Origin of the sequence: Arthrobacter sp. EpRS71 (assembly GCF_001512285.1) — a bacterium.
GTDB lineage: Bacteria > Actinomycetota > Actinomycetes > Actinomycetales > Micrococcaceae > Arthrobacter.
This window is the reverse complement of sequence record NZ_LNUV01000001.1, coordinates 391,494-409,287: the sequence shown is the minus strand read 5'-3', so window position 1 is coordinate 409,287 and position 17,794 is coordinate 391,494. Positions and strand designations below refer to the sequence as shown.

General features: G+C 62.6%; 14 protein-coding genes. 13 read left to right on the top strand and 1 reads right to left on the bottom strand.

The genetic code is table 11. The features are described from left to right. Positions 1 to 19: 19 nt before the first annotated feature. Together hisG and hisF are read left to right on the top strand one after the other, a co-directional pair. Entirely contained in the window at positions 20 to 880 is an 861-nt protein-coding gene (gene hisG / locus AR689_RS01820) for an ATP phosphoribosyltransferase (RefSeq protein ID WP_062065953.1), read from the top strand. Between the two features lie 64 nt (positions 881 to 944). Beyond that, entirely contained in the window at positions 945 to 1,721 is a 777-nt protein-coding gene (hisF, locus tag AR689_RS01815; RefSeq protein WP_062065949.1) for an imidazole glycerol phosphate synthase subunit HisF, read from the top strand. Between the two features lie 76 nt (positions 1,722 to 1,797). Here the strand turns inward: hisF and AR689_RS01810 are convergent, their stop codons facing one another. Continuing rightward, positions 1,798 to 2,442, bottom strand: coding sequence for a TIGR03085 family metal-binding protein (locus AR689_RS01810; protein WP_062065945.1), 645 nt, complete (start codon positions 2,440 to 2,442; stop codon positions 1,798 to 1,800). Between the two features lie 89 nt (positions 2,443 to 2,531). On the opposite strand from AR689_RS01810, the gene hisI reads away from it, so the two are divergent. The 11 genes from hisI to pyk all read left to right on the top strand — a co-directional run bounded on the left by hisI (position 2,532) and on the right by pyk (position 17,766). Beyond that, positions 2,532 to 2,948, top strand: coding sequence for a phosphoribosyl-AMP cyclohydrolase (hisI, locus tag AR689_RS01805; RefSeq protein WP_062065942.1), 417 nt, complete (start codon positions 2,532 to 2,534; stop codon positions 2,946 to 2,948). Positions 2,949 to 3,006: 58 nt separating this feature from the next. After that, positions 3,007 to 4,590, top strand: coding sequence for an anthranilate synthase component I (locus AR689_RS01800; RefSeq protein ID WP_062065939.1), 1,584 nt, complete (start codon positions 3,007 to 3,009; stop codon positions 4,588 to 4,590). Continuing rightward, entirely contained in the window at positions 4,587 to 5,192 is a 606-nt protein-coding gene (locus tag AR689_RS01795; protein ID WP_062065936.1) for a Trp biosynthesis-associated membrane protein, read from the top strand. The genes AR689_RS01800 and AR689_RS01795 overlap by 4 nt, the downstream gene beginning before the upstream one ends. Before the next feature lie 133 nt (positions 5,193 to 5,325). Next, a complete protein-coding gene (locus tag AR689_RS01790) occupies positions 5,326 to 5,598 on the top strand; it encodes an HGxxPAAW family protein (protein ID WP_024820583.1) in 273 nt (90 codons plus the stop codon). A gap of 2 nt (positions 5,599 to 5,600) precedes the next feature. Continuing rightward, positions 5,601 to 6,419, top strand: a complete 819-nt coding sequence (gene trpC, locus AR689_RS01785; protein WP_197412781.1) for an indole-3-glycerol phosphate synthase TrpC — start codon at positions 5,601 to 5,603, stop codon at positions 6,417 to 6,419. Between the two features lie 114 nt (positions 6,420 to 6,533). Next, positions 6,534 to 7,910 (top strand): tryptophan synthase subunit beta, encoded by a 1,377-nt coding sequence (gene trpB, locus AR689_RS01780; protein WP_062065933.1) that lies wholly within the window; start codon positions 6,534 to 6,536, stop codon positions 7,908 to 7,910. Continuing rightward, positions 7,910 to 8,722 carry a tryptophan synthase subunit alpha gene (gene trpA, locus AR689_RS01775; protein WP_062065929.1) on the top strand — a complete coding sequence of 271 codons (813 nt, stop codon included), beginning with the start codon at positions 7,910 to 7,912 and terminating at the stop codon, positions 8,720 to 8,722. Before trpB ends, trpA begins: the two co-directional genes overlap by 1 nt. A 21-nt stretch (positions 8,723 to 8,743) precedes the next feature. Further along, positions 8,744 to 9,898: a prolipoprotein diacylglyceryl transferase gene (lgt, locus tag AR689_RS01770; protein ID WP_062065927.1), complete on the top strand. Its 1,155-nt coding sequence runs from the start codon at positions 8,744 to 8,746 to the stop codon at positions 9,896 to 9,898. 259 nt (positions 9,899 to 10,157) lie between these two features. Then, positions 10,158 to 14,771: a glutamate synthase large subunit gene (gene gltB / locus AR689_RS01765; RefSeq protein ID WP_062065924.1), complete on the top strand. Its 4,614-nt coding sequence runs from the start codon at positions 10,158 to 10,160 to the stop codon at positions 14,769 to 14,771. After that, entirely contained in the window at positions 14,764 to 16,221 is a 1,458-nt protein-coding gene (locus AR689_RS01760) for a glutamate synthase subunit beta (protein WP_024820589.1), read from the top strand. The genes gltB and AR689_RS01760 overlap by 8 nt, the downstream gene beginning before the upstream one ends. Before the next feature lie 54 nt (positions 16,222 to 16,275). Continuing rightward, entirely contained in the window at positions 16,276 to 17,766 is a 1,491-nt protein-coding gene (gene pyk / locus AR689_RS01755; protein ID WP_062065921.1) for a pyruvate kinase, read from the top strand. Positions 17,767 to 17,794: the final 28 nt, after the last annotated feature.

Sequence of the window (17,794 nt, the reverse complement as noted above, 5' to 3'; positions counted from 1 at the left end):
CCAACAAGAAAGTCCCCCAATGCTCCGTGTAGCAGTCCCCAACAAGGGATCCCTGTCCGAAGCCGCCTCGGCAATGTTGTCCGAGGCCGGTTACCGCCAGCGCCGCGATACCCGCGAACTGGTCATGGTTGACCCGGACAATGACATTGAATTCTTCTTCCTCCGCCCCCGCGACATCGCCGTGTACGTCGGTCAGGGAACCCTGGACGTCGGCATCACCGGCAGGGACCTCCTGCTCGACGCGAAGGTGGAAGCCGAGGAAATACTTCCGCTGGGCTTTGCCCCGTCAACTTTCCGTTTCGCGGGTCCCGTTGGCGACTTTGCCGGCGTCGAACAGCTTGAAGGCAAGCGCCTCGCCACCAGCTACGACGCCCTCCTGCGGGATTACCTCGCTGAGCGCGGCGTCAATGCCAAGGTTGTCCGCCTTGACGGTGCCGTGGAATCCTCCGTACGTCTGGGCGTCGCGGATGCTATTGCCGACGTCGTTGAAACCGGGAACACCCTCAAAGCCGCCGGCATGGAAATCTTTGGCGATCCCATCCTGAAATCCGAAGCCGTGCTGATCCGCCGCTCCGGTTCGGGTGGTGCGGCCAATGGCACCGCCAAGGAAATCGAAATCCTCATCCGGCGCCTGCAGGGTGTACTCGTGGCACGCCAGTACGTGCTGATGGACTACGACATCCGGAAGGACCTGGTGGAAGCCGCAGCGGCCCTGACCCCGGGTCTGGAATCACCCACGGTGTCGCCGTTGCGGGATTCCGAGTGGGTTGCCGTGCGGTCCATGGTTCCCAAGAAGGAAACCAACCGCATCATGGACGAACTGTACGACCTCGGCGCGCGTGCCATCCTGGTCAGCAGCATCCACGCCTGCCGGATCTGATCCGGCGCAGCATCATCACAACGCGCATCAACGTGCAGAGTTCAGAATTGATTAGGAGCAGCACATGGCCGTAGCCGTACGCGTCATCCCTTGCCTGGATGTCGATGCAGGCCGCGTCGTCAAGGGCGTCAACTTCGAAGGCCTTCGCGACGCCGGTGATCCGGTGGAACTCGCGCACCGGTACGACAATGGCGGGGCTGACGAACTGACGTTCCTGGACGTCACGGCGTCCTCCGGTAACCGGGAAACCACGTTCGATGTCGTACGCCGCACCGCCGAGGAAGTGTTCATACCGCTGACCGTGGGCGGAGGCGTCCGCGGTGTGGCAGAGGTGGACAAGCTCCTGCGCTTTGGTGCGGACAAGGCGTCCATCAACACAGCTGCCGTTGCCCGGCCCGACGTCATTGACGAGATCACCCGTCACTTTGGCTCGCAGGTGCTGGTTCTCTCCGTGGACGCGCGCCGTACCCGCGACGGTGACCAGCCGACGTCGTCGGGTTTTGAAGTAACCACCCACGGTGGCCGAACCGGTACTGGAATCGACGCCATCGCCTGGGCCAAAGAAGCAGCCGACCGGGGTGTGGGAGAAATCCTGCTCAACTCCATCGACGCCGACGGCACCAAGGATGGTTTCGACCTCGAACTGATCCGTCTGGTTCGTGCCGCCGTGAACATTCCGATCATCGCTTCAGGCGGGGCCGGGGTGCCTGCGCATTTCCCGCCCGCCGTAGAGGCAGGCGCTGACGCAGTACTGGCGGCGTCGGTGTTCCACTTTGGGCCGGATGACATGATCGCCCAAGTCAAGACCGCGATCCGTGAGGCGGGCTTCGAGGTTCGCTGAGCCTTAAAGTAACGCGGGGTCACTTCTGGCCCCTTATTTCCCTCGGGAAGGGCCAGAAGTGACCCCGCGTTGCTACTTAAAGGCCGATGTCCGCGGACTGCAACAGCGCGACGGCGTCCGGCTGGCCTTCGAAGGTGACCAGGGCCTGGCTGGTGCGCCCATGCGCATGCATGAGCAGCTCGCCGGGCTCGCCAACGATTGCAACTGAGACGGGAGCACGTTTGGCTACGTGCCGGGGGCCGGTGGGCCGAACCAGCACAATGCCGAGGTCCACGCCGCGGTAGAGGAAAGCAGCCCGTTTGATGAGTTCGTCCCAAAGGGCATCCGAATAGGCCTCATCCAGGGCGCGGGGCGCCCACCGGTCACCTGCACGTCGAATGTCCTCAGTGTGCACAAAGTACTCAATGAGGTTTGACGTCTCATCGAGGGCTTTGATCTTCAACGGGGAGAGCGCTGGTGGGCCGGCTCGGAAGGTTTTGACGAGCTCCGCATAGGCATCTGAGCTTTTCAGCTTCTCTGCCAGCTTGGAGGTGGCCTTTTCGGAAGCCTTGCCCAAGCTGGGAATCAGGAGCCCCAAGCCCACGGCGATCTTCCGCTCCCGCAGGTATAAGTGCGCGGCAAGATCCCGGGTCAACCACCCTTCGCAGAGCGTGGGGGAGTCAGGCCCGGCCGCCAGCAGGGTTTCGGCCAGTACTTCTCGGGAAGGTTCGACGAAATGCATCACTTGTGAAACTAGCACGATCGGAGCGCTCTTGCGCAGTGGAACCGCCGCAGAATCCGGCTCCCGTCAAAGGCACTAGACTTGATCTGATGTCAGAGCAGTCCGCCCCCAGCCCAACTCCTGCCGCGGAGTCCTCAAGCGAGCCCGCGAGCCCTTTGCCGCAGGAGATCGCCAGCGCCCTGAAACGGGATTCTTCCGGTCTTGTGGCAGCTATCGTGCAACAACACGACACCAACGAGGTCCTGATGCTCGGCTGGATGGATGACGAAGCACTCCACCGCACCATGACGTCCGGGAGGGTCACGTTCTACTCCCGCTCCCGTCAGGAGTACTGGCGCAAGGGCGACACCTCCGGACACGTACAGTTCGTGAAGTCTGTTGCCCTTGACTGCGACGGCGATGCCCTTTTGATCCGTGTGGACCAGATTGGCGCAGCCTGCCACACCGGAACCCGGACCTGCTTCGATGGTCGCGACTTCACCGTCGTAACGGGCCACCGCGAATAAGGCACCCACCACTTTCCACTGACGCACCACCTCAGACAATAAGGCGGAGAACATAGCCATGCAGGACCTTGGAAGCATCAGCCCGGGCCTGGAAGAGTTCCGCGAACTCGCCGTCCACAGCCGTGTCATTCCTGTCCGACTCAAGGTTTTGGCGGACGCCGAGACCCCCATCGGCCTGTACCGGAAGCTGGCCAAAGGACAACCGGGCACCTTCCTGTTGGAATCAGCGGCGGTTGGCGGCGCTTGGTCCCGCTACTCCTTCATTGGTTCGAAGTCACGCGCAACGCTGACCACCAAGGACGGCGAAGCTCACTGGATCGGACAGCCGCCTGTGGGCGTGCCGGTCTCCGGAAACCCGGTTGACGCCGTACGCGAGACCATTGACGCGCTGCAGACGGATCGCTTTGAAGGCTTGCCGCCGTTTACCTCCGGCCTGGTTGGTTTCCTGGGCTGGGAAGCGGTGCGCCACTGGGAGCGTCTGACGTCTCCGCCCGAGGACGACCTCCAGCTGCCGGAGATGGCACTGAACCTGGTCACCGATATGGCGGTGCACGACAATGTGGATGGTACCGTCCTCCTGATTGCCAATGCGATCAACTTTGATGACAGCACCGAGCGAGTGGACGATGCCTGGCACGACGCCGTCGCCCGGGTGAAGGGGATGCTGGAACACATCAGCACGCCGGTTGCCCAGCCCGTCTCCGTTCTTGAAACCGCCGCGTTGGACTTCGCCTCCAGCGTCCAGGAACGCTGGGATGAATCGAAGTACTTGGAAGCGATCGACCGCGGCAAGGAAGCCATTGTTGACGGCGAAGTTTTCCAGGTAGTGATCTCCCGGCGTTTCGAGATGGAGTGCGCCGCGGACCCGTTGGATGTTTACCGCGTCCTGCGCAACACCAACCCCAGCCCGTACATGTACCTCTTCAGCCTGGAGGACGCGGACGGCCGCGAGTACTCGATCGTAGGCTCCTCGCCTGAAGCTTTGGTCACCGTCACTGGTGAGGAAGTCATCACCCACCCCATCGCCGGTTCGCGGCCCCGCGGCAAGACCGTCGAGGCGGACAAGGCGTTGGCAACCGAACTGCTGGCCGACCAGAAAGAGCGCGCTGAGCACCTGATGCTGGTGGATCTCTCACGCAACGATCTCTCCAAGGTCTGCGTGGCCGGAACCGTGGACGTTACACAGTTCATGGAAGTGGAGCGGTTCAGCCACATCATGCACCTGGTGTCCACCGTGGTTGGCGAGCTGGCACCCCATGCCAAGGCCTACGACGTCCTCAAGGCCACGTTCCCGGCAGGCACTCTCTCCGGAGCGCCCAAGCCGCGTGCACTGAGGCTGCTCGACGAACTCGAACCTCACCGCCGTGGCATCTACGGTGGCGTGGTTGGCTACCTGGACTTCGCCGGAGACATGGACATGGCCATCGCCATCCGGTCCGCACTTCTCCGTGAAGGCCGCGCGTATGTTCAGGCCGGCGGTGGCATTGTGGCCGATTCCCATAAGCCCTCGGAAGCTCTCGAGACGGTGAACAAGGCAGCCGCGCCCCTTCGGGCCGTGCACACAGCCGGTTCGCTGCAGAACATTTCCGCGAACACCGTGCCGAACGTGGACGTGTCCGACGACGGGACCCCGGCCTCATGAGCACGGCATCTGCGGCGCCTTCCGCGAGGCAGTCGCCGCGTTGGGCGCGAAAGTCCACTCTTGTTCTTGCCACCACCATCCTCGCCCTGGCAGTTTTTGGAGCCACTACCCAGACCTGGATTGAGGTCCGGCTGGACCCCACTGGTGCCTCCAACAGTGACCTCCATGTCCAGGGAAGCAAAGCGGCCACCGCGGTGACAGCATTGGCCGTCGTCGCTCTGGCGGGCGGCTTGGCTGCATCCATCGCCGGAAAGATAGCGCGCTGGATCATTGCAGTCCTCATTGTGTTGTCCGCTGCGGGGATTATCCTCGCGGCATTCACCGTGATACTTGATCCGCTGGGAGCCGCACAAGGTTCCATCGCCGCCGCCACGGGAGTCTCCGGCGGGCAGGCCGATGCTGCAGTAACGGTGTTCCCGGTGCTTGCCATCATTGCCGGGTCACTCCTGGCGGTCTGTGCTGTGGTTTTGCCGGTGGCGGGGCGCCACTGGACCTCGCGAACCAAGTATGACGCCGGGACCCGGGGCAAGAAGAGCAGCAACGAACCAGTTGACGAGATCGACAGCTGGGACAGCCTTTCGCGCGGGGAAGACCCCACGTAGGCAGACACATCGGACTTTCGAGTGGGCCCGGCGCAACAAAGCCGGACACCACGTGTCCCGACGTCCGGCGATGTCCCGGCCGTCGTCAATAAATGGCAGAATGTAAGCAGTATTCATCCTGAGGAGATTTCACATGAGCAAAACCACAGTGTCCGCAAACCAAGCTGAATCCACCATGGCCAGCCACGCTGACGCCATCGGCCACGGAAACAGCCCGGCTGCTTGGACCTGCGTACTTGTGATGCTGGTCGGCGCCCTGATTTCCTCCATCGCGTTTGTCATCGCCAGCACCCCGATCTTCGTCGGCGGACTGGTGGTCATGGTTATCGGCCTGATCGTGGGCTTCGTCATGCGCAAGGCAGGCTACGGAGTTGGCGGCAGCAAGCTGCAGAACAACGGTCACTAATCGTGACCGTTCTTGATGACATTATTGTTGGCGTCAAGGAGGACATGGAGGCCCGACGCGGCCTCGTGTCCCTCGCGGAGCTGAAGGAGCGCGCCGCTAACGCTGCTCCGGCCCGTGATGCATGGGCAGCCTTGGGCGGTCCGTCATCCATCCGCAACGACCTCAAAGTCATCGCCGAAATCAAGCGTCGCAGCCCTTCCAAGGGTGATCTCGCGTCCATCGCCGATCCCGCGTCGCTTGCTGTGCAGTATTCCGACGGCGGGGCTTCCGTGATCAGCGTCCTCACCGAACAGCGCCGCTTCGGCGGTTCTCTGGCGGACCTCGACGCCGTGCGCGCCGCCGTCGAAACGCCGTTGCTGCGCAAGGACTTCACTGTTGACGAGTACCAGATCTGGGAAGCCCGTGCCCATGGTGCTGACCTCATCCTGCTGATTGTCGCGGCGCTCTCCGACTCGGAGCTCGCTGACTTCAGTGCTCTGAGCCACGAGCTCGGCATGAACGTCCTGGTGGAAACGCATACCGAAGAAGAAATTGAACGCGCAGTGGCAGCGCAGGCGAAGATCATTGGCATCAATGTCCGCAACCTCAAAACGCTCGACGTCGATCGTTCCGTTTTCGGATCATTGGCCGGTTTGATTCCGGCTGAGTCCGTGATCGTGGCCGAATCCGGGGTCAGGGGTCCCGCGGACGTTGCGCATTACGCTGAAGGCGGCGCCAACGCCATCCTGGTGGGGGAGGCGCTGGTCAGCGACTCCACGCCGCGCGAACGCATTACCGAATTCAAGGCAGCCGGAGCTGCCGCCATTGCCGTCAGGAACTGAGGCAGACACTGAATCACGGCGATTAGTTGCAAGGCAGCCCGGGCATTAGCCTGCGGCTGCCTTGTGGCACGTGGAACTACCCAATGAACTAACTGGAACAGGACGGTGAGACTGATGGTCGACGCGCCAACAGCCGGCTCAGAAGAGAATGCGGCGGACGCATTCCTCCAAGGTGGCCCTTCGCTGCGGAATGCATCGGGGCCCTACTTTGGCAGCTATGGCGGACGCTGGATGCCCGAGTCGCTCGTCGCCGCCTTGGACGAAGTCCAGGACACCTTTGAGAAAGCCAAAGCTGATCCCGATTTCATCGCGCAGCTCAAGGATCTCAACAAGAACTATTCCGGCAGGCCTTCGCTGCTGACCGAAGCCAAGCGCTTCTCCGAGCATGCCGGTGGGGCACGCATCTTCCTCAAGCGCGAGGACCTCAACCACACTGGCTCCCACAAGATCAACAACGTCCTGGGCCAAGCACTCCTCGCCAAGCGCATGGGCAAGACCCGCGTCATCGCTGAGACAGGTGCCGGCCAGCATGGCGTAGCCAGCGCCACGGCCGCAGCCCTCCTGGGCCTCGAGTGTGTGGTCTACATGGGTGCCGAGGATTGCCGGCGACAGGCCTTGAACGTGGCCCGTATGCAGCTGCTGGGCGCAACGGTGGTTCCGGTGACCAACGGCTCGCAGACACTTAAGGACGCCATCAACGATGCCCTTCGGGATTGGGTCTCCAATGTGGAGCACACCCACTACCTGCTGGGTACCGCTGCCGGCGCACATCCGTTCCCTGCGATGGTGCGCTACTTCCACGAAGTGATCGGCGAGGAAGCCCGCAGCCAGATCCTTGAGCAAACCGGTAAGCTTCCCGACGCCATTGCGGCTTGTATCGGTGGAGGCTCCAATGCAATCGGCCTCTTCCACGCGTTCCTTGATGACGCATCAGTGAAGATCTACGGCTTCGAAGCCGGAGGCGAAGGCGTGGAGACGGGCCGCCACGCAGCAGCCATCTCCTTGGGCCGCCCTGGCGTACTTCACGGGGCCCGTTCGTACCTGATGCAGGACGAAGACGGCCAGACCATTGAGTCGCACTCTATCTCCGCCGGCTTGGACTACCCCAGTGTTGGTCCGGAGCACTCCTACCTGGCTGACATTGGGCGCGTCACGTATGAGGCCGTCACCGACACCGAGGCCATGGATGCGTTCAGCCTCCTCTGCCGGACCGAGGGCATCATCCCGGCCATCGAGTCCTCCCATGCTCTGGCAGGTGCCATCAAGATTGGTCACCGGCTCACGCAGGGCAAGGAGAACCCCTCGGACGTCACGGTGATCGTCAACCTGTCCGGGCGTGGAGACAAGGACGTGGAGACCGCCGCTGCCTGGTTCAACATGTTGGACGAGGAAGGGCACGTCAAGGGCACCACGCTGTCCACGCGGAAGCCCAAGGGCCCAACGGAGCGCACCAACGAAGCAGCCGTGGATGTCAACGAGGACCAGAACTGATGACTGAAGAATTCGCCAGCAAATCCGCAGCCGCCATTGATCGCGCAAAAGCAGAAGGTCGCGCCGCCCTGGTGGGCTACCTTCCCGCGGGCTACCCCACGGTCCAGGAGAGCATTGAGGCCGGCATAGCCTTGGCCCGCAATGGCGCTGACTTGATCGAAATCGGCATCCCGTACTCCGATCCCGTGATGGACGGCCCCGTCATTCAGGCCGCCACCACCGAAGCGATTTCCAACGGCTTCCGCGTTGCCAACGTCTTTGACGTGGTTGCAGGAATCACGGCCGTTACGGATGCTGCGGTTCTGGTCATGACGTACTGGAACCCGGTCATGCGCATGGGCGTGGATGAGTTTTCCCGCCGCCTGGCCGAGGCCGGGGGAGCAGGGCTTATTACCCCTGACTTGGTTCCTGACGAGGCTCATGAGTGGATCGAAGCCTCCAACAAGTACGGCTTGGACCGGGTGTTCCTTGTGGCACCGTCGTCCACCCCGGAGCGGCTGGACATGACGGTCAAGGCAAGCCGTGGATTCGTCTACGCTGTCTCCATCATGGGTGTCACCGGAACACGTACCTCCGTCAGCAGTAGTGCAGAAAGCGTGGTGGCCCGCGCCCATGCGGCCGGCGCCGAGCGCGTTTGTGTCGGATTGGGCGTCTCCAACCCGGATCACGTGCGTGAAATCGCTGCCTATGCGGACGGGGTGATCGTCGGCACCGCTTTGGTGGCGGCCCTCCGCGATGGCGGCGTGGACGCCGTCGGACAGCTCACCAAGAACCTCAGCGCCGGCCTGGGCCGCGCAGCTGCAGAAGCCTAGGAAAAGGAAACAGCGAAGCGAATGCAGACCGTCCTCCACGCTGCGGCAATGGTCCCCTTGAGTATCCCGAGCCCGTCGTGGTCCGGTTTCGACATTCCGCTGCCGTGGGGGACGTTACGCATTCATGCCTACGCCCTCTGCATCCTGGCGGGCATCATTGTTGGCCTGTGGCTGACCTCGGCACGTTGGAAGCGCCGCGGCGCGCCTGAAGGCAGCCTGTGGGATATTGCCATTTGGGCGATTCCCTTCGGCATCATCGGTGGCCGTCTCTACCACGTGTTCTCTTCTCCGGATGCGTACTTCGGTCCGGGTTTTGACGGCACAGGGGACCTCTCGCTGATTCCGCAGATCCAGCGAGGTGGGCTTGGCATCTGGGGTGCGGTGATCCTCGGCGCTGTGGGCGCGTGGATCGGTTGCCGCCGTGCCGGCTTGAAGCTGACAGCCTTCCTGGACGCAGCTGCCCCCGGGCTCCTGCTGGCCCAGGCAATCGGCCGTCTGGGGAACTGGTTCAACCAGGAACTGTTTGGCGCGCCCACCACCCTGCCATGGGGGCTGGAGATTGATCCTGCCAACGCGAACTTCCCGCCGGACATGGCTGCTGGCACTCTCTTCCACCCCACGTTCCTCTACGAAATGCTGTGGAACCTTGCAGGCGTGGCCATCCTCTTGCTGCTGGACAAGAAGTTCAACTTCCGCTGGGGCCGGCTCTTCTGGCTCTACGCCGTGTACTACACCTTGGGCCGTGTATGGATTGAGGCCCTGCGCATCGATGATGCCGAACAGATCAACCTGTTTGGCATCACCACCAGGCTCAATGTGTGGACCAGCATCTTTGTCTTCATTGCCGCGCTGGTTGTCTTCTTCCTCCTTGGCATGAAGGGTCGCCCGGTCCCTGACACCCCTTATTTGGCGGGGCGCGAGCCGGAGGAAACCAAGGAAAAAGTGCCTGCTTCGGTGACCAGCGTCACCAGTCATGATGTGGACGCATCTGTCTCAGATGCTGGTTCGCGTGGTAATCTCCCTGATAACCAAAGCGATTCGGGCCACGTTGACGAGCCGCGGGTAACAGCAGGGAAGCCGGAGAAGGACAGCGTGTCATCTACGGATTCCACATCTGCCGAACCTGCCGCAAGGAAGGCCCCCGAATCCACACCGAAGGCAGACGACACCAAGTAGTCGCGTTCGGTAAAGGGGCAACAGAGTCACCGCTCGTAGGGCCCAGTCCACAGCGTCGTGGCACCCCGGAAACCGGATCGCAGCATACCGATGTTCACTGGTCAAGCCGGGGCCAGAGGTCTGCGTAACTGTTCGTTGCGCTGGATCGGCTGGCCTACAATTCCAAGTACTAGCGCTTTGTTGTGCCCGTCACAGGGCAGGCAAGGTGGGGCCAACGTTGTCCCTTCCATACGCACGATCTCGAGGAAGGACGTCTCCCATGACCCATCTTCATAACCCCGGTTGGTCCGAAAATATCGAACCTCAGGGTGCCATGTCTCCGTTCAAGCGCTTTGCCGCGCTCCCGGAGGCTCAGGGTCTTTACAACCCTGACAAGGAGAAGGACGCCTGCGGCCTGGCTATTATTGCCACGCTTCGCGGGGAACCGGGATACGACATCGTGGAAGCGGCTCTGACTGCTCTCCGCAATCTCGAACACCGCGGCGCCGTGGGCGCCGATGAAGGTACCGGCGACGGTGCGGGCCTGCTCATGCAGGTTCCGGACGAGTTCTTCCGGGCCGTCACTGAATTCGAACTGCCTGCCCCGGGCCAGTATGTGGTGGGCACTGCCTTCCTTCCCGCTGAATCCCGCGAAGCCGAGACGGCAAAGGCCGGCATTGAAGCGCTTGCAGCTGACGAGGGCCTGACGGTTCTCGGCTGGCGTGAAGTTCCCGTGGTCGCAGACCTCGTAGGTGCCATGGCGCGGGCCTGCATGCCGTACTTCTCCCAGCCGTTCTTCGCCTCCGCCAGCGGTGAGCAGCTGGAGTCCAACGAGCTGGACTCCCGTGCATGGCGTATCCGCAAGCGTGCCCAGAACAAGTTCGGCGTGTACTTCCCGTCGCTGTCCTCGCGCACCATTGTGTACAAGGGCATGCTGACCACCGCCCAGTTGGAGCCGTTTTACCCGGACCTCTCGGACAAGCGCTTCAAGACGAAGCTCGCAATCGTCCACTCGCGCTTCTCCACCAACACGTTCCCGTCGTGGCCGTTGGCACAGCCTTTCCGCACCATCGCCCACAACGGTGAGATCAACACGGTCAAGGGCAACCGCAACTGGATGCGTGCCCGCCAGTCGCAGCTGGCCAGCCCGCTGCTGGGCTCAGTCCCCGAGGAGCTGTACCCGATCTGTACCCCCGGTGCCTCGGACTCGGCGTCCTTCGACGAAGTAGCCGAGCTCCTCTGGCTGTCCGGCCGCCCCATCACGCACTCCATCATGATGATGATCCCGGAAGCGTGGGAGAACCACGCCACCATGGATCCCGCACGCCGTGCGTTCTACGAGTACCACTCCCTGCTCATGGAGCCGTGGGATGGGCCTGCGGCTGTCTCCTTCACCGACGGCAGCCTCGTTGGCGCCACCCTGGACCGCAATGGCCTGCGGCCGGGACGTTACTGGATCACCGAAGACGGCCTCATCATCTTCGCCTCCGAAGTTGGCGTGATCGAGGTTGAGCCTTCCAACGTGGTCAAGAAAGGCCGCGTTGCCCCGGGCAAGATGTTCCTGGTGGACACCGAAGCGGGCCGCATCATTGACGACGCCGAGGTCAAGGCCGAGGTGGCTGCTGCCAACCCCTGGGCCGAATGGCTCAAGGACAACCTGATCGACATCAATGAGCTGCCCGAGCGCGAGCATGTGGTTCACACCGCAGCATCGGTGAACATTCGTCAGCGGACCTTCGGCTACACCACCGAAGAACTGAAGATCCTGCTTGGGCCGATGTCCCGTACCGGTGCAGAGCCTTTGGGTGCCATGGGTTCAGACACTCCGGTTGCAGTGCTGTCCAAGCGACCGCGCTTGTTGTTCGACTACTTTGTGCAGTCTTTCGCCCAGGTCACCAACCCGCCGCTGGACGCCATCCGCGAAGAGTTGGTTACCTCGCTGAAGTGCGCCATTGGTCCCAACGGCAACCTGTTGGATGGCAAGCAGGTCCGCCAGCCGCAGATCTCCCTGCCGTTCCCGGTGATCAACAACGATCAGCTCGCCAAGATCGCGAACATCGAAACCCCCGACGGCGATCGCATCGCCATGAAGGTCCGCGGCCTTTACCGCCCCGAGGGTGGGGAAGCCGCACTTCGTGCACGGCTGACGGAGATCTGCGAGCAGGTCTCCGGTGCGATCAACCGCGGTGTGCAGTACGTTGTGCTGTCCGACCGTGACTCCAACGCGCAGTGGGCTCCGATTCCTTCGCTCCTGCTGGTCAGCGCCGTTCACCACCATCTGCTCCGCAGTGCCAACCGGACCAAGACCGCCCTGGTGGTTGAGGCCGGCGATGTCCGCGAGACGCACCACGTGGCGGTACTCATCGGTTACGGTGCATCTGCAGTCAACCCGTACCTGGCCATGGAATCGGTGGAACAGCTGATCTCCAACGGAGACGTCACAGGCGTCACTGCCGAAGACGGCGTCTACAACCTCATCAAGGGCCTCGGCAAGGGTGTCCTGAAGATCATGTCCAAGATGGGCATCTCCACTGTGGCTTCCTACACAGGCGCCCAGACCTTCGAAGCCCTGGGCCTGTCCCAGGAACTCGTGGATGAATTCTTCTCCGGCACGCACTCCCAGCTGGGCGGCGTCGGCCTGGACGTCATCGCAGCCGAAGTTTCGGCACGTCACCAGATGGCGTACCCGGAAGGCGGCATCGAGCACCCGCACCAGCCGCTGCTTGGCGGCGGCGAGTACCAGTGGCGCCGCGACGGCGAACCGCACCTCTTCAACCCGGAGACGGTTTTCCGCCTTCAGCACGCCACCCGCGAACGCCGGTACGACATCTTCAAGTCCTACACCAAGGGCATTGACGATCAGTCCGAGAACCTGATGACCCTGCGTGGGCTCCTCAAGTTCAAGGACGGTGTCCGTCCGGCCGTTCCGCTCGAAGAAGTGGAACCCGTTTCCAGCATCGTCAAGCGTTTCTCCACGGGCGCCATGAGTTACGGCTCCATTTCCAAGGAAGCCCACGAGACCCTCGCGATCGCCATGAACCGTTTGGGCGCCAAGTCCAACACCGGTGAGGGTGGCGAGGACGTTGACCGCCTGCTGGATCCGGAGCGCCGTTCTGCCATCAAGCAGATCGCTTCCGGCCGCTTCGGTGTCACCAGCTTGTACCTGACCAACGCCGATGACATCCAGATCAAGATGGCCCAGGGTGCCAAGCCCGGCGAAGGCGGCCAGCTGATGGCCCAGAAGGTCTACCCCTGGGTAGCCCGGACGCGTCACTCAACACCGGGCGTCGGACTCATTTCCCCGCCCCCGCACCACGACATCTACTCGATCGAAGACCTCGCGCAACTCATCTACGATGCCAAGCGCGCCAACCCTTCGGCACGAGTCCACGTAAAGCTGGTTTCGGAAGTCGGGATCGGCACGGTGGCGTCCGGCGTCACCAAGGCGAAGGCCGACGTCGTACTTGTTTCAGGTCACGACGGCGGTACCGGCGCCTCGCCGCTGAACTCGCTCAAGCACGCGGGTGTGCCGTGGGAACTTGGCCTCGCCGAGACCCAGCAGACCCTGATGCTCAACGGTCTCCGTGACCGTGTGGTGGTTCAGGTGGATGGCCAGCTCAAGACCGGCCGCGACGTTGTCATTGCCGCCCTTTTGGGTGGCGAAGAGTACGGCTTCGCGACTGCTCCGCTGGTTGTCTCCGGCTGCATCATGATGCGCGTCTGCCACCTTGACACCTGCCCCGTCGGTGTTGCCACGCAAAACCCAGAGCTTCGCTCCCGGTTCAACGGCAAGCCCGAGTTCGTGGTCAACTTCTTCGAGTTCCTCGCAGAAGAAGTCCGGGAAATCCTCGCCGAGCTCGGTTTCCGCAGCCTGGAAGAGGCAATCGGCCACGCCGAGGTTCTGGACACCCGCGAAGCGATCAACCACTGGAAGGCCGAAGGCCTGGATCTGGACCCCATCCTGCACGGGCTGGAGTTCGACGACGACGTGCCGCTGCGCAACATGACCGGCCAGAACCACGAGCTGGACAAGCACTTTGACCAGCGGCTGATCACCATGGCCCAGGAAGCGCTCAGCGACCGCATGCCGGTCAAGATCACCCTGGACGTCATCAACACGGACCGTTCCGTGGGTACCATGCTGGGCCACGTGGTGACCAAAACGTTCGGCATTGATGTCCTGGCCACTGACACGATCGACGTCACGCTCAATGGCACCGCGGGCCAGTCCCTCGGCGCGTTCCTGCCTGCCGGCATCACGCTGCGCATGTTTGGCGACTCCAACGACTACGTCGGTAAGGGTTTGTCCGGTGGTCGCATCATCGTCCGCCCGGACCGCACCAACGTGTTCCAGGCGGAACGCAACGTCATTGCCGGCAACGTCATTGGTTACGGCGCCACCAGCGGTGAAATGTTCCTTCGTGGACAAGTTGGCGAACGGTTCCTGGTGCGCAACTCCGGTGCCACCGCCGTCGTCGAAGGTATTGGCGATCACGGGTGCGAGTACATGACCGGTGGCCAGACGCTGATCATCGGCCGCACCGGCCGCAACTTCGGTGCCGGCATGTCCGGTGGAACCGCATACGTGCTGGACCTGCAGCCTGAGCGCGTCAACAAGATGGCCCTTGATACCGGTGAACTCCAGCTCCTGGAGCTCCACGCCGAGGACCGCGACATTGTTCACGGCCTGCTCACCAAGCATGTTGAGGAAACCGAATCCGTCCTGGCGGGCCGTCTGCTCGAGAACTTCGACGACACCGCCGCCCGCATCACCAAAGTGCTGCCGCGCGATTACGCCGCAGTCCTGCAAACCCGTCTCGACGCCATCGAAGAGGGCCTTGACCCCGATGGCGAAGAAGTATGGTCTCGAATCCTGGAGGTAACCGGTGGCTGATCCACGCGGATTTCTGAAAGTCCGGCAGCGCGAAACGCAGCCACGCCGTCCCGTTCCCGTCCGCATCATGGACTGGAAAGAAGTGTACGAAGCCCAGGAAAAGGGCGTCCTGAAGAGCCAGGCCGGCCGCTGCATGGACTGCGGTGTTCCGTTCTGCCACCAGGGCTGCCCGCTGGGCAACCTCATTCCCGAGTGGAACGACCTCGTGTGGCGGGACAAGGGTGAAGAAGCGATTGAGCGCCTTCACGCTACGAACAACTTCCCGGAGTTCACCGGCCGCCTGTGCCCTGCTCCCTGCGAAGCGTCCTGTGTGCTGGGCATCAACCAGCCTGCGGTGACCATCAAGCAGGTTGAGGTTTCGATCATCGATCAGGCCTTCGACAACGACTGGGTCCAGCCCCTTCCGCCGACGCGCCTCACCGGCAAGACGGTGGCTGTGGTCGGTTCCGGTCCCGCAGGCCTTGCCGTGGCACAACAGCTGACCCGTGTGGGCCACACTGTTGCCGTGTACGAGCGAGACGACAAGATCGGCGGCCTTCTCCGCTACGGCATCCCCGACTTTAAAATGGAGAAGGAACAAGTTGACCGCCGCCTGGAGCAGATGAAGGCCGAAGGCACCCGCTTCCGGACCGGCGTCGCTGTGGGTACGGATGTCACGTGGGAGCAGCTGCGCCGCCGTTACGACGCCGTTGTTGTGGCCACGGGCGCCACCGTGCCGCGTGACCTGCCCATTCCGGGCCGTGACCTTGAGGGTGTCCACTTCGCCATGGATTACCTGGTTCCTTCGAACCGTATGGTGGCGGGGGAGAACCCCGAAAACCACATCGATGCCCGCGGCAAGCACGTTGTCATCCTCGGTGGTGGCGACACCGGTGCCGATTGCATCGGCACCGCCCACCGCCACCAGGCTGCGTCGGTGACCACTCTCGCGATCGGCAAGCAGCCGCCCGCCGAGCGTGCCACCCACCAGCCGTGGCCCACGTTCCCCACCCTGTTCGAGGTCGCCAGCGCCCACGAAGAAGGCGGCGAGCGTACCTACCTTGCATCAACCGTTGAGTTCGTTGGAGAAAACGGCAAGCTCACCGGCGTCAAAGTTGCTGAAACCGAGTTCGTGGACGGCAAACGCCTGCCCAAGGCCGGTACAGAACGAATCATTCCAGCTGACCTTGTGTTCTTGAGCCTTGGCTTTACCGGTGCTGAGCCGGCAGGTATCACAGAGCAGGTCAGTGCAGAATTCGACGGTCGGGGCAACGTTGCCCGCGACGGCTACTACATGACGAACACTGAGGGAGTGTTCGTTGCCGGTGATGCCGGACGTGGCCAGTCACTGATTGTGTGGGCCATTGCGGAAGGCCGTGCGTGCGCGGCTGCAGTGGACAGGTTCCTGATGGGAAGCACCATCCTCCCGGCACCGGTCGCCCCCACCGACCGGGCGATAGCGGTCTTATAGCGCCGGCAGGAACACTTCTTTTACTCAATCAGCATGACTACTTAGGGTAGGTATATGAGACGCGCGAAAATTGTGGCAACTTTCGGCCCGGCTATCTCCAGCTTCGAGAACACCCTCGCGGTGTTGGAGGCCGGCGTCGACGTTGCTCGCATGAACATGAGCCACGGCGACTACTCCGTGCATGACATCACCTACGAAAACGTCCGCAAGGCAGCCGCCCAGCTCGGCAAGCCTGTGGCCATCATGGCCGACCTCCAGGGACCCAAAATCCGTCTTGGCCGTTTTGTTGACGGACCCCACGAGTTGGCTGTCGGCGACACCTTCACCATCACCACCGAAGACGTCCCCGGCACCAAGGACATCTGCTCCACCACGCTCAAGAGCCTCACCGAGGACGTCAACGTTGGCGATGCCCTGCTCATTGACGACGGCAAGGTTGCCCTTCGCGCCATCGAGGTTGACGACGTCAAAGTTGTAGCCACGGTGACTGTTGGCGGCAAGGTCTCCAACAACAAGGGCATCAACCTTCCCGGTGTTGCCGTCAACGTCCCCGCCTTGAGCGAAAAGGACGAGGACGATCTCCGTTGGGCCCTCAAGCGTGGGGCTGACCTGATCGCCCTCTCGTTCGTCCGCGATGCTTCGGACATCAAGCGCGTCCACGAGATCATGGACGAAGAAGGTCGCCGCGTGCCGGTGATCGCCAAGATCGAAAAGCCGCAGGCAGTGGAGCAGCTCCACGAAATCATCGACGCCTTCGATGCCATCATGGTTGCCCGTGGCGACCTCGGTGTGGAACTGCCGCTCGAAGAGGTGCCGATCGTCCAGAAGCGTGCCATCGAACTGGCACGCCGTTGGGCCAAGCCGGTCATCGTGGCCACCCAGGTCCTCGAATCCATGATCGACAACCCGCGTCCGACGCGCGCCGAGGCTTCCGACTGCGCCAACGCAGTTCTCGACGGCGCCGACGCAGTGATGCTCTCCGGTGAAACCTCCGTGGGCCAGTACCCCATCGAGACCGTCAAAGTCATGGCCCGGATCATCGAATCCACCGAAGTACACGGCCTTGAGCGCGTACCCCCGCTGGGCACCAAGCCCAAGACCCGTGGTGGCGCCATCACCCGCGCCGCCGTCGAAATCGCCGACCAGCTGGACGCGAAGTACATCTGTACTTTCACCCAGTCCGGTGACTCGGCACGACGCCTCTCGCGTCTGCGCCCCGTCAAGCCCGTCTTCGCCTTCACCCCGGTGGAGCACGTCTGGAACCAGCTCGCCCTCACCTGGGGCATCCAGCCGGTACTGGTCCCCACCGTGGGCCACACCGACGAAATGACCGCACAGGTTGACCGCAGCCTTCTGGACATGCAGCTCGTGGACGAAGGTGACCTGGTGGTCATCGCAGCCGGTTCCCCTCCAGGACAGGCCGGATCCACCAACTCGCTGAAGGTGCACAAGGTAGGCGACCTCGCCGACTCGTCCACAGTGGACTCGTCGCGCAAGGAGCCTGTTGGCCCGTGGCCTGAAAAGAAGTCCAAGACCAAGGCTTAGTTCTGAGGTTGCGAAAAGCGGGTCCCGC